Origin of the sequence: Zhenhengia yiwuensis, assembly GCF_014384995.1 — a bacterium.
In the GTDB taxonomy this organism is placed as follows: domain Bacteria; phylum Bacillota; class Clostridia; order Lachnospirales; family Cellulosilyticaceae; genus Zhenhengia; species Zhenhengia yiwuensis.
The window spans coordinates 1-11,858 of sequence record NZ_JACRSY010000057.1 but is presented as its reverse complement, the minus strand read 5'-3'; the positions used below and the strand labels follow the sequence as shown (position 1 = coordinate 11,858).

Here is an 11,858-nt window from a genome sequence, read left to right as displayed (position 1 = left end):
TTTTCATAGTTCTCTAAAACGTGAAACACTCTATAGCTATAATATAGCCAATCTAAAGGAATATATATCATTAGTTGAGAAGTGGTTAGAAAAATATAATAATGTTCGTTTAAGACTAATATCATAAAAATAGACACGGTCTTTTTTACCGTGTCTACTAAAAAGGTAGCATCATCGAATAATTCCTTTAAGTGCTTTTTTTTATATTTTAGATTATACCAAGTCGCTGTTTTGCCTCAGGCAAGACCTTGAAAAATGCAGTATAAAAGTCTTCTCCCTCTTTTACTTCTATACGATAAAAGGTGTCTAGTATATACTTATTCATTTCTTCTAATTCTGCTTCATCATATACAAACTTCATTCTAAACCTAAGGGCTTTTAATAATTTGTACCATGCCAAAATAAAAGTCTTATTTTCATCATAATTGACAATGCCAATCCATTCCCTCACTTTTACTTCTTTTAAGTCTGGCATAACACATGTTCCTACTTGTAAGAAATATTTAAAATCATCATTTTCATAAACTCTACCAAGTGGAAACAGTCTACAAATATTTGGGCGATGTCCATGTATACTACATCTCCCTAATTCATTTAAAAAGCTACAATGCTCCGTTTCTCCCTCCATCTTGAGATAAGGTAACATCATTTTATTGTTTTTTTGAAGTGCCAGTTTATTGCCTAATAGCTCATCAAAGGATATTTTAAGATGATTTACTATTTCATAAGCATCAAATGGTGTCAATTCCACCAAATCTCCTACTCGATGACAGCAAGTATAACACCCATTACATCCACATGTATCTGCTTTTACATAGTCTTCTATATCATATAGTTTACCGTCTGAAATGCCTTCTAACGTTTTTAGTGTTCTCATATTTTTTCCTTTCTTGATCTTCGTCTTACACCAATTATAATGCAAAGCCCTATACGATTTCTACAACTTCATATTCTATTTATTTTATTTCTACACCCTATCATGATTTGTAACACGTCATCGTTCGTGCTATATATGCAAGCAGAATGTCCCCAACACCGAAAGCGTTATATATACTGCGCCCTCATTTACCTGTAATGAAAAATGAGTAGCTTCTTTTCTCTTAAAAATTTTTGTAAAAACTTTCCATATAATAAACCCTATAAGGGTACCCATTGTATTCATTATTAAATCATCTACATCCGTTAGCCTTCTATTAAATAACTGAGCTATTTCAATAGCCAGTGAAAATCCCACTCCTGTAACCAACACCCCTACACCATTTCTGAAGCTTTTCCAAATAAGAGGCAATAAAAATCCTAACGGCATAAACATGATAATATTTAAGATATGTGTCATAAAACCACCTGCTTGGAAAGGAATGAGATTGATTTCTTCTAATCTAACAATGGTGTCATATTTTCCTATATCCCATATACTCCCTATCCCTGCTTTGTTTAAAGCTAAGTATAAATATATAAGAAAAATATAGACCCATATAAAATGTTTAATTAAAATTTTTCTTTCTTGCTTGTTAATAGTAGATTCCTAATCGTATTGAGGGATAGATCGCTACAATACCAAATACTACAGCATCTAAAATTTGTATCCTAATCTTTCTCCTCTTGATCTATTTTCAAAAAAAGATGACGCATTTTAGATACTCATCCGTATATAAAGAGTGTTAGGTAAATAAAGAACTATCATTTAGGGAGGAATACAAATGAAAAATCTTAGATACTGTCCAGAACTGAATACTATTACAGGAAGCGTTACAGCAAGCTTACTTATGTGCCAACTTGAGTATTGGTTTAACAAGAAAGGAAATAAACCTTTTTATAAGTTTCTAGGACCATGTGAAGATGAACACTATCATACAGGTGATAGCTGGACAGAGGAATTAGGTTTTACAAAGGCTGAGTTTCGTACAGCTTTTAGTAAGATTGGTATAGCTTATAAATCTAAAACTGCTTATAAGGCAAGTAGCGACCCCTTTGAAGGTAAACTCTACCTCTCCTACTATGACCGCTCTAGAAATCTCACCTACTATAAGCGTAACCATACTCTCGTCAATAAACTTCTAGAAAATCAAGATAGTGCACTTCCATATTTCAAAGACTACAGTTCTTCAAAAATTACTCATAATACTTATTCTAATCTAGACTTAACATGCGCTTTTACTGATTCCGCTTATGCTCAAAACCATGACTCGACGCCTGTCCATACATCTTCTCATGCTCACTCATTAACTAACCTCTTTCCTTGCCCCCTTACGCCTTATGATAAAATTATAGACCTCTTTCACAAATGCTGCCCGAGTCTAAGCCCCATCACTCGCCTAAATAACGCCTGTAAACTTAAATTAGATCAGCTCTATCACAAGCTTACTCAAAAAAGTGAAGATGCACTTGCTCTAATTGAGAAAGCCTTTACCTTAGTCGAGGCTTCCGACTTTCTCTGTGGGCGCGCTGGTAAAAGGACTTGGAAAGCAGCCTTTGGTTGGATTATCCGTCTCGATAAGTTTTTTAGCATCTTAGATGGTAGGTATGCTCCCTTCTCCCCCAAGGCCACTTCCTATACGTCTGCTTCTGTATTACCATCACCTTATACAGCACCTCCTAAACCCACCTCTAACTTTATGCGTATGTACACCCATGATTTTAATATCAAAGAATTAGAAGCTCGGGAACAAGCTTACATTGAATCGCGTTATGGGCTTTCTTAATTTTTTATGATTTTGCGACGCATTTCCACTTCTCGTCCGTATATATATAAGTGTAAGGGCTGAAACACATCCTAGGCAAGTTTCTCCCCCTATACCTTGTAAGCCATCTGAAAAAAGATTAGTTCCCCCTTCTAACCTTTAGCCATTTGACTTACACCAACTTTGCAATGGGTAATGTGGCAGTGCTCTTGCAAAGGGCATCATCTCTACATAAGTCCACAAGAATTTGCCTGTTTGGCATGAAACTTCATAAGGCTTACCAGCCGCTCGTTCATAGGTTCTATGTGCTAACCCTCTATGCTCTACGTGATACATGCAGTAGCATCTCTTTCACCTCAAGCTGCCAGGTCTGCCCACTTAGCCCCTATCACTTAGCTTAAGAGATGCCTTATACCCTTTCATTCCACTCGTCATGCCTTATGGTACCTATGTTTTGCCACCAAAAGAAGCTAGCACATAGTCATCATTTTAAGGGGGGATGGCTTTGTGCTAGCTTTTGTTGTTTTTTATTTTTTAGGTTATTATCATCAAGGATTCTCCTGTCACCTAGTAGTCCATATAGTGTTTAAACCATGTCTCTTTTATTAAACACCATTCTTAGTGGTGCAGGCAAATCTGAGCTTCTGCTATCTTTTTCAATGGGCTCAAAACCACTTTTAAGGTATGCGTGAATGGCCGCAGCATTATCCTTTACAACATCAAGACTTATAGGCTTATCTGTATGGGCTTCTTTAAAAGAGTTAAGAAGCATTTTTCCAATTCCTAAATTTTGATAATTTTTATCTACAGCTACATTCGATATATAATAGGAATGAGCAAAATCTTCTTTGATAATCTTTTGCCAGTAAACATCAAAAACTTCATCAAAATACTTTGGCAGATCGATTCCTAATTTTGAAAAAGCTTGTTTATAAGCCTCTCTATCATCCAAATACTCATCCTCAATAAAGCAAAGCATCCCTACTATGTCTTTTTCGTATTGTGCCACAATTAAATTTTTAATACTAATATTTATTGTATGCGTCCATATAAGTTTCTGTAAAATCTGAAAGGCACAATTTTCATCACCAAACATGGCTCCATAAATGTTCCGGTCAGAGGAATAGATAAGCTTTGCGATTTGTTTTATATTATCTGATTCTATTGCTTTTCTAATGACTATTTTATTTTTATCAACCATAATCTTCTCCCTATTCATTGTTTATGTTAAAGCCATACAAATAAACATCCAGTTTACTTTCTTTATTTTCACGTAGAACGTTAACCCGTTTTTCTTTAAGACGCTGAAATCCCATATGCTCATAAAAACCATAATTACAGGTATGATCGGTATATAAGTATATTCTATTCGTATTATGCTCTGAATAATATGTACTTAGTTTTGATAACAACGCTTTTCCTAGACCCCTCCCTCGTACATCCTCTTTTACAGCAAATAAAGTTAAAACACCGTCAAAATCCTTTTGCATCCCTTTAATGAGTTCCCTATACGCTTTGTGAACTTCATTGTGCCCCATGCTTTTATGATTCTTTACAAAACAAAGTAAAAGAGTGTAATACATTAATTTGAGAGCATTTAATAGATTAGTTCCTTTAAACGTATCATTCTTACTTGCCCCCATAATGATTCCTACTATTTTCCCTTTATGGACGGCAACCCTACTAAACTTCTGTTCTGAAAGGCAGGAACATAAATACATTTTTTTTTACTTTTTCCAGCATTTTTTCATCTTCTACATAATCATGCAGACCAAAAGCATCGCTGATTAAATTTTGTACTTCATTATAATCAGATTTTTTTAATCTTCTATAAATAAATTCTTTCATAAAATCCCCCTTCATTTCGTTGGTATCCTATCAACCTACTTGGCCTTATCCTGTATTTAACAATGCATCTCATCATTCTTTATTGACCCTCAAGCTCCATAGAGACTCTTGATTGGATACATTGTTTGTTATGGCTCTGAAAAGCTCAAGCGTTTTCTTCTCATTATCATCTTCTTCAAATCCAGAGTGCGCACTAGTTTTTACAATGATTACATTTTTGTTAGGATTGATGTATATCCATTGACCAAAAACACCAATTGCCATAAACTCATTCTGGTCACCTTCTGGTATCCACCATTGATATCCATACCCCAGCTCACTGTATGGTTTACCATCATGAGGGGCTTTTAAGTGAGGCGCATTTGTTGCTATAGAATCTTTAACCCAACTTTCCGGTATTATCTGTTTCCCCTCAAAAAGTCCATTATTCATATATAACTTGCCAAATCGCGCATAATCTCTCAAGGAAATATGAAGTCCACCATTTGCAAGTTCCTTATTATTACTAAGTGTCCAATAAGCATCCTTCTCTACACCGATCTGGGACCATATTTTTTCTTGCATATAGTCACTTAAGCTATAACCTGTTGCATTGGAAACAATCTCTCCTAAGATATCTGTATTGATGCTTGAATAGGCTCTATATGTACCCGGCTCATGTGCAAGTCCAAATTTAACAATCGATTTCATTTTAGATATACCAAACATATTGGTCATAGAAATCTTACTCATATCAGTGACCTCATCAAAATCAATCCCTGATGACATTTGCAAACAATCTTTTATTGTTATTTTTTCCATCTCCGTATTTCTAAATTCTTTAATATATTTAGCGACAGAATCATTTACACTTTCTATATAACCTTCATCTATTGCAACACCCACTAAAGCTGACACAAAAGATTTACATACAGAGTTTGAAGAAAAACGAGTGTTCTCGTCTGAACCTAAGTAGTATTTTTCATACGCTATTTTATTATTAGCAACGACAAGTAATCCAGATGTTTTAGTTTCTTGAAGAAACGCTTCAGTGCTTAAATCTTCTCCCCGGAAGTTAAATGTATCGATCAGTGGAACGAGATTATATTCAAACTTTGATACTTTTTCACCTTTTGATATTTTTGTTGAAGGCTGTATTTCATACATGGTTTGAAAACTATGTGCTAAATGCTCCTCCTTAAAGGCATTGATTGAGCGATAAATTAAAAGTATGGTATCTCCATAGGCTATTCCTATGGTAATAATGCCTACAACAACTATTGCAAGTCCAATTCTAAAATATTTCTTCATAGTATTCTCCTTTGATTCTTTTATTTTTTATGTTGTTTTTTCGCCTTGCTTAACCTATAATAATCCATGTTGTAACCACACAGTCAACGGTAAATTTTATACCTTAATAAGGGGGATATCTATGCATAAAAATGCTATTTCATCTGGTGAATTTGCAAAGCTGTGCAACACTTCAAAAGAAACATTAAGACACTATAAAGACATTGGACTTTTAACGCCTAGATACGAAGCTGAAAACGGCTATCAATACTATGATGCAGAGCAATTCTATGATTATTATGCTATTGCAATTTTCAAAAAAACTGGCACTTCACTAGCCAAAATTAAAGAATGTATGAGCCATCAAAATATCCCATCGATTCTCAAAACGTTGTCAGACCAGCAAGAAGCTTTAATAAAAGAAAAAAGAAAAATTGAACAGATGCAGTTTGTGGTAAAAAACGCTCTTCTTAATATGAGCATGGGCTTATATCACAATCCAACAGATTCAACACCACAAATTGACTTTTTTGATAAAGAACATCTGCTTGCTGTACCACATAATGAATTTTCTATTTCACAAGAAGATCAAGACGATGAAGATAGAATTTTGATTTCTGTACTTCGTAAATACAAAGAGATTTGTGATACTTATAACGTACAAACCGATTATCAGTTAGGTGCCATTATGTCATTTGATAGTAAACGCATAACCCATCTGTATACTCGAGTTAATAAAACCTACAAAAACCCCTACTATCAACAAAAGCCTGCCGGAAAATATCTGTATAGCATCCACAAAGGTAATTGGGATTTAAGCGCGACTTATGAGAAATTTTTTTCTTATATTAAGCAAAATCATATAAGAACCATCGGAGATATTTACGCTTATGATTTAGCAGGATTTATGATAAATGGTGTTGAAAATAATTCTATGACCATCATCTCTATACAAGTTGTTTGATTTTATTTCTCTATGTACTAGAATGCAATCAAAAATGCCAGCCTTCAAATGATGAAAGCTGGCTAATTTTTTACCTCTATATTCTTTGAGTGATTCATCAAGAAGCCTATTTCTCTTATGCTCTGGTATTTACGTTTTAAATCATTTGTCACAAAAGGTAGTATATTACTCTTATGGCATACTGCTTTTTTATTGCTTAAAAGCTATTTACTTTACATACGTCATGGTATTATAATTGATAGGGTTGTAATACAACTTATTCTACATACTGTCCCCACGTAGAACAACTTAGGAGTAGATTATTCGTCTACTCCTATTTTGGTGCAAAAAATAAAGCTCGAACATAAACCCTACCTTCAAGGCATCTTTTATGTACTTCTATCTTTTATGTCATTGAATATATAGGGACTTCTGCTAAATACATTTGTCTTTTTGTTATAATTCATCTCTAGCAGATATCCTATAGTATTAATTTCTTTACAAAGTTCCTTACTTAGAGTATATTAAAGATTTTGTGTTAATTGGATATATTCATCTCTCGAAATCTCTTTTCGAGTACTCGTATCTAAATCATAAGCTATATATGTATTATTTTTATAGTAATACAGCTTATTCGTATTAAAATCATAATCATATATACGCGTGCTAATAGTTTCTATCGTTTTCATCTGTTCAGGATCAAAGATATGTACAAAGCCTTCATCTTGCGCATTTAAGCCACTAAAAATAATTTTATTCTGTGGGGTCCAATGGTGTGTTTCAAAACCATGTGTGGTATTAAGCTTATAACTTTTTCCTGTGCTAAAATCTCGTAAATAAAGGCTCTTATACTGATGATTATTATAGAAATTTATTTCATTCCAAATGCCCCAATTTAAATTAGGTGACCTCTCAAATTCAATCTTTTCCTCTTTAACTGGAGGCGTTATAATGTCTGTTCGTACATCTATCCTCTTGTCCGTATCAGAAAATTTTACAGAATAGCCAAACAGCTCACTTACAGCTCGTAATGGCACATACACCCTATTTTCATAAAAAAAAGGGGCTTCTCTCATAAAAAAGATTTCTTTACCTTTATATGCATTAATATCATCAATATTAAATTTCACATGCTCCACATTGTTTGAAATTTCAACAGAAGGATTGTTCCATTCTACATCCAAATCAAGTTCCCTAGATATTACCCCAATAGGAACAAAAGTTGTATTACGTAACGAAATTGGAGCCGCACCTCCTAATTTAACGCCATTCAGATAAAGATTAACTTCGCCGGCAAAAATATTAATTTTCAAGCTCATTAACATAATAGCGCCTAATAAAATTCTTTTTTTTAACATCATAAACCTCCTTCTTATAATTAGTCTTAGATCTTTTTTATAAAAGGATATCACTTTAAAAAAGACGATGAGCTAAGTTATACGTTATCTGAATCGGCTTATAAAGAGTATAATCATTATTTAAATAAAAAATAAAGGCTAGAACTTAAGACCTGGCCCAAACCATATTTTTATTACGCATCAAATAACCATTGAACTAAACTGCTATCGTAGTGATTTTTGCATCACTTTATTTTTCTACCCTCTATTTCTATCTAAAAATTGTAATAAACGTTTTAATTCATAATATAATTACAATATATGCAAAATGCAAAGGAGAGTTAGAGATGCAACGTACTAAAATAAATCTTACCACTCTATTCTTAGGAATAATAGCCTTAATGTTATCCATTATAGTAATCTATACTACCGTTGGACTAGTTGTGGCAAATAGCATAACCACAGGTGAAATAATATGTGAACCCGTGCCCCCTGAAAACGATGATATTACCTTTATTATTGAGGACTAGCTTTCCACAACAAATCCTTTATACACTTCAATAATGGATCAAATTGCTGAATCTATGCAATAACTATTTTATAGGACCAATATAAATTATTCTTCAACTCTAAATATGTTCTCATCAAATTCAGCTAAGTAAAATAAAGAACCAAATGGACTAAACACTAATTTGTTTGGAGTGTTTAAATCAGGAGTAGAAAAACCATTTTTATTAATAATAGATACTGTATTTCCTATAGTATACATACTTTCAATATTCTCTTTACTCGCCTCAAAAGTAATATTTCTAAAGCCTACAAAGTTTGTTTCTTTTGGATTAGGGAAAACACCTCTTTCTTTGATATTTGAACCTTCCCCTAAATAATTTAAAAGTACAGACTGTTTTAATGGAATTTGTTTTGAATCGTCTTGTGTTCTTGACCATTCTTCAACAGCCACTCCATCATGTATTTTAAAATAATCCATTCCATATATAGTGTCGTCTATGTAATACCTAAAGAAATAATCAGAGCTCTTTCCTAATGGAAAAATATAAGTATCAGACCTATTTCCTCCATAACTACCTTCAAAACTTTTTCTAGGAGACTCCAATATAGCAAAACGTTGTTCTATTAGGTCTTTACTATTCAAGGCCTTATAAACTTTATAAGCCTCTGAGCTAGTATCATAGATGTTTATAAACTTATTCGCATTATTATAAAGTACTACTCCATTTAGAGCCTCTACAAGTGGTCTGAATGGAACATAAGTTATTCCGTTTATCAATTCTGGAGCCACTAAAAGCTCTTTAACTTTCTCATTATGTTTATATTCAAGAGAGCCAACCGTAAATAGTACCTTATCATTCCCTTTTGTAATACTTATTTCTCGAGTCTTTTTATCCCAATCTACAGTAGCTAGTAACTCTTCGCTACAGAACCTGAGAGGTATTAGTATATTAGAGCCTTTTAAGATTATCTGAACGTCTTTTAATTCTCCATTTAAAAATAAATCTGGTGTTTCTTTTGCAAAAACATTAATAGATAATAATACAGCAAATATAAAGCAAATCTTTCTTATAAATTTTTTCCTCATATTACAACTCCTCACTTTTAAATTTTTTATCTTAACTTATAAAATCTCTATTTGTTTGATTAAAGCGTAAGAGTCCTTTAAAAAGGCTACAAAAGGATACCAACTTTCATCATCTTCAATTCCTTTTGCGAAATTCATGTATGATTCACTAGCATTAGCACGAGTTGGATCAGATAAATACTTTCCCATCTCATCATCTAACCAAATACTAAAACATAATGAACTATACTCTTCTCTCATACTTTTAATAATCAATCTGTCAGTTATTATATCATTTGTTAACATTACTGCTCCTCCCTCTTTGCAAATATTTATTCTAAATTTTTTAATATATTTCTACAAAAAATCATTATTTGTGCAAAAAAATAAGGCTAGATTCGAAGTCCTATAGTTAGAATAATTAATATACTTGCTCTTACTATCATTATTGCTCTTAATCATTCTATAAAAAAGACCTCTCTCTTTTGTAGGAGTATGGTCCCAAATAATCACTAACTATTTTAGTCTATTAAATGCTATGCTCACTTTCTTTGAGTTATTAACTGTACTCGTGACGTTAGTGCATATTTATTTTCCACAGAATTTACATCAACTGTTATTGCATCTCCCACAACAAAATCATCAAATTCTAAATCAATTGTTTTACCTGTTTCATTATTTACATAGATAAAATATATACTTGGATTTTCGCAATTTATGTAGCATTTTTCCCCTAGAATACTATTTTCATCTAATCCTTTAACAACAAACCCATTAAGTTCACTGTTAATCTCTAAAATTTCTGCATTTACCCCAACATATGTAACCTCTTTATTATCACAAGCAGTCAGGAGTAACAAAAATGAAATTGTACATATAGAAACGATCACTTTCTTCATTTTCTTTTCCCTTTATCCATTTTCTTTTTACAAAATAACTAATTGATTAAGTGAAAATTATGCTTATCTTCTTTAACCTAATCTGAAACAGTATTCTCTATTAGGTTTTTAAAATTTTCAACACCATTAATTAGCTTCCAATCAAAATTCTCAGATTTGAAATAACTGTCTTCTTTAAAATAATATGTTTTAGTGGTTTCATCCTCATATGTGTAGGTCACACTATATTCAGCTCCATTTTCCATATCAGGATTTTCATCCTTAAGGTCATTCCATGTTAAGCGCCTTATATAGTCACAAATTTCTTCAATCTTTATAGCATCTGAATAATGACGAGTATAATCCTCTTGTTGTGGTTGTGAAGCAATATCAATTGCTATTACAGTCTTCTCTTTAACTGCCACTGTGTTCGGAAAACCTGAAATAGTTTTGTTGTCACAGGCAACGAGTAATATACAAATACTTGTGATAAACAAAATACACGATGCTATTTTTTTCATTTCAAATTTCTCCTAAATTTCTTTCTGATACACAGATTTTTAATAAAATAAGATATCTATTTTTTCTTACTCTTAAATTTATCATATTTTTCTAAAGAAGTCAGTATTTACGCACAAAAAAGAAGGATAAGCTCATCAGGGCCTATCCTCAAAAGATATTTTGTTGAAATAACTATTGGATTGATTGCATATTTCATAACTTCTCTAATGTGCATTTATATCGTCGGTACTCTTTATTCTCATAAACCTTTACAATATCTTCTATTTTAAACCCACAATGTCTATAAAATAATATGGCGTCATCATCGGTCTCAGCAAACAAAGATTTAATTTTCAAGCTCTGAAAAACAAATTCTATAAGTTGTCTGCCAATCCCTTTTTGACGGTATAAGAAGTCAACTGCAATCCCTTTGATTTCAGCACTCTGTTGAGTACCTTTTTGCATAACTAATACTCCTATAATGTTATTGTTATGTACACACCCCAATATACTAACTAAGTCGTCATTTATAAGGAGGTTAGCTTGTTCGCAAAACTTTTCCCATGTAGGCATGTACATACATGTTGAATAAATATCATAGACTTGCTGAGAAACAAATCTATTTCTTAAATCAATTATTCCATTCATTACTCACCTCATAAAATTATCTTCTAACCTTTTTTAATCGTAAGCGATTAATTAGAAGGTGTCCAAAAATAAAAATCGTACAATTAGAGTTGGAGCATTTCACTCTAGTTGTACGATTTATTATTTGCAGTTATTTTGAATCTCTGGTGCCCAAGGCATTAGTTCCTCTAGTTCTTC

At 32.6% G+C, this 11,858-nt stretch carries 16 protein-coding genes; 3 read left to right on the top strand and 13 right to left on the bottom strand.

Annotated features, from left to right (window positions below; all coding sequences use genetic code 11):
- Positions 1 to 208 precede the first annotated feature (208 nt).
- Both H8718_RS18785 and H8718_RS18780 read right to left on the bottom strand, forming a co-directional pair.
- The gene (locus H8718_RS18785; protein ID WP_249334490.1) at positions 209 to 877 is read right to left on the bottom strand and encodes a YkgJ family cysteine cluster protein; all 669 of its coding nucleotides are present in this window, start codon (positions 875 to 877) and stop codon (positions 209 to 211) included.
- Between the two features lie 129 nt (positions 878 to 1,006).
- Entirely contained in the window at positions 1,007 to 1,465 is a 459-nt protein-coding gene (locus tag H8718_RS18780; RefSeq protein ID WP_330597783.1) for a VanZ family protein, read from the bottom strand.
- Positions 1,466 to 1,700: 235 nt separating this feature from the next.
- Here H8718_RS18780 and H8718_RS18775 point away from each other — a divergent pair, with 235 nt between their 5' ends.
- Positions 1,701 to 2,702 carry a hypothetical protein gene (locus H8718_RS18775; protein WP_249334489.1) on the top strand — a complete coding sequence of 334 codons (1,002 nt, stop codon included), beginning with the start codon at positions 1,701 to 1,703 and terminating at the stop codon, positions 2,700 to 2,702.
- Positions 2,703 to 2,840: 138 nt separating this feature from the next.
- Here H8718_RS18775 and H8718_RS18770 read toward each other — a convergent pair whose 3' ends face one another.
- The 5 genes from H8718_RS18770 to H8718_RS18750 all read right to left on the bottom strand — a co-directional run bounded on the left by H8718_RS18770 (position 2,841) and on the right by H8718_RS18750 (position 5,819).
- Positions 2,841 to 3,017 carry a hypothetical protein gene (locus H8718_RS18770; RefSeq protein ID WP_249334487.1) on the bottom strand — a complete coding sequence of 59 codons (177 nt, stop codon included), beginning with the start codon at positions 3,015 to 3,017 and terminating at the stop codon, positions 2,841 to 2,843.
- Positions 3,018 to 3,267: 250 nt separating this feature from the next.
- The gene (locus tag H8718_RS18765; RefSeq protein WP_249334485.1) at positions 3,268 to 3,882 is read right to left on the bottom strand and encodes a GNAT family N-acetyltransferase; all 615 of its coding nucleotides are present in this window, start codon (positions 3,880 to 3,882) and stop codon (positions 3,268 to 3,270) included.
- A gap of 10 nt (positions 3,883 to 3,892) precedes the next feature.
- Entirely contained in the window at positions 3,893 to 4,324 is a 432-nt protein-coding gene (locus H8718_RS18760; protein ID WP_249334484.1) for a GNAT family N-acetyltransferase, read from the bottom strand.
- 40 nt (positions 4,325 to 4,364) lie between these two features.
- Complete coding sequence (locus H8718_RS18755; protein WP_249334483.1) at positions 4,365 to 4,529, bottom strand: hypothetical protein; 165 nt, start codon at positions 4,527 to 4,529, stop codon at positions 4,365 to 4,367.
- A 72-nt stretch (positions 4,530 to 4,601) separates the two neighbouring features.
- Positions 4,602 to 5,819, bottom strand: coding sequence for a serine hydrolase domain-containing protein (locus tag H8718_RS18750; protein ID WP_249334482.1), 1,218 nt, complete (start codon positions 5,817 to 5,819; stop codon positions 4,602 to 4,604).
- 121 nt (positions 5,820 to 5,940) lie between these two features.
- Here H8718_RS18750 and H8718_RS18745 point away from each other — a divergent pair, with 121 nt between their 5' ends.
- Positions 5,941 to 6,762 carry a MerR family transcriptional regulator gene (locus tag H8718_RS18745; RefSeq protein WP_249334481.1) on the top strand — a complete coding sequence of 274 codons (822 nt, stop codon included), beginning with the start codon at positions 5,941 to 5,943 and terminating at the stop codon, positions 6,760 to 6,762.
- A 503-nt stretch (positions 6,763 to 7,265) separates the two neighbouring features.
- Here the strand turns inward: H8718_RS18745 and H8718_RS18740 are convergent.
- Complete coding sequence (locus H8718_RS18740; protein WP_249334480.1) at positions 7,266 to 8,099, bottom strand: stalk domain-containing protein; 834 nt, start codon at positions 8,097 to 8,099, stop codon at positions 7,266 to 7,268.
- Between the two features lie 326 nt (positions 8,100 to 8,425).
- On the opposite strand from H8718_RS18740, the gene H8718_RS18735 reads away from it, so the two are divergent.
- The gene (locus tag H8718_RS18735) at positions 8,426 to 8,608 is read left to right on the top strand and encodes a hypothetical protein (protein WP_249334479.1); all 183 of its coding nucleotides are present in this window, start codon (positions 8,426 to 8,428) and stop codon (positions 8,606 to 8,608) included.
- An 86-nt stretch (positions 8,609 to 8,694) separates the two neighbouring features.
- Here the strand turns inward: H8718_RS18735 and H8718_RS18730 are convergent, their stop codons facing one another.
- The 5 genes from H8718_RS18730 to H8718_RS18710 form a co-directional block, all read right to left on the bottom strand.
- Positions 8,695 to 9,675, bottom strand: a complete 981-nt coding sequence (locus tag H8718_RS18730) for a copper amine oxidase N-terminal domain-containing protein (protein WP_249334478.1) — start codon at positions 9,673 to 9,675, stop codon at positions 8,695 to 8,697.
- Between the two features lie 36 nt (positions 9,676 to 9,711).
- Entirely contained in the window at positions 9,712 to 9,960 is a 249-nt protein-coding gene (locus H8718_RS18725) for a hypothetical protein (protein WP_249334477.1), read from the bottom strand.
- A 236-nt stretch (positions 9,961 to 10,196) separates the two neighbouring features.
- The gene (locus H8718_RS18720; protein WP_249334476.1) at positions 10,197 to 10,553 is read right to left on the bottom strand and encodes a hypothetical protein; all 357 of its coding nucleotides are present in this window, start codon (positions 10,551 to 10,553) and stop codon (positions 10,197 to 10,199) included.
- A gap of 77 nt (positions 10,554 to 10,630) precedes the next feature.
- Positions 10,631 to 11,053, bottom strand: a complete 423-nt coding sequence (locus tag H8718_RS18715) for a hypothetical protein (protein ID WP_249334475.1) — start codon at positions 11,051 to 11,053, stop codon at positions 10,631 to 10,633.
- A gap of 193 nt (positions 11,054 to 11,246) precedes the next feature.
- Complete coding sequence (locus tag H8718_RS18710; protein ID WP_249334474.1) at positions 11,247 to 11,681, bottom strand: GNAT family N-acetyltransferase; 435 nt, start codon at positions 11,679 to 11,681, stop codon at positions 11,247 to 11,249.
- Positions 11,682 to 11,858 lie beyond the last annotated feature (177 nt).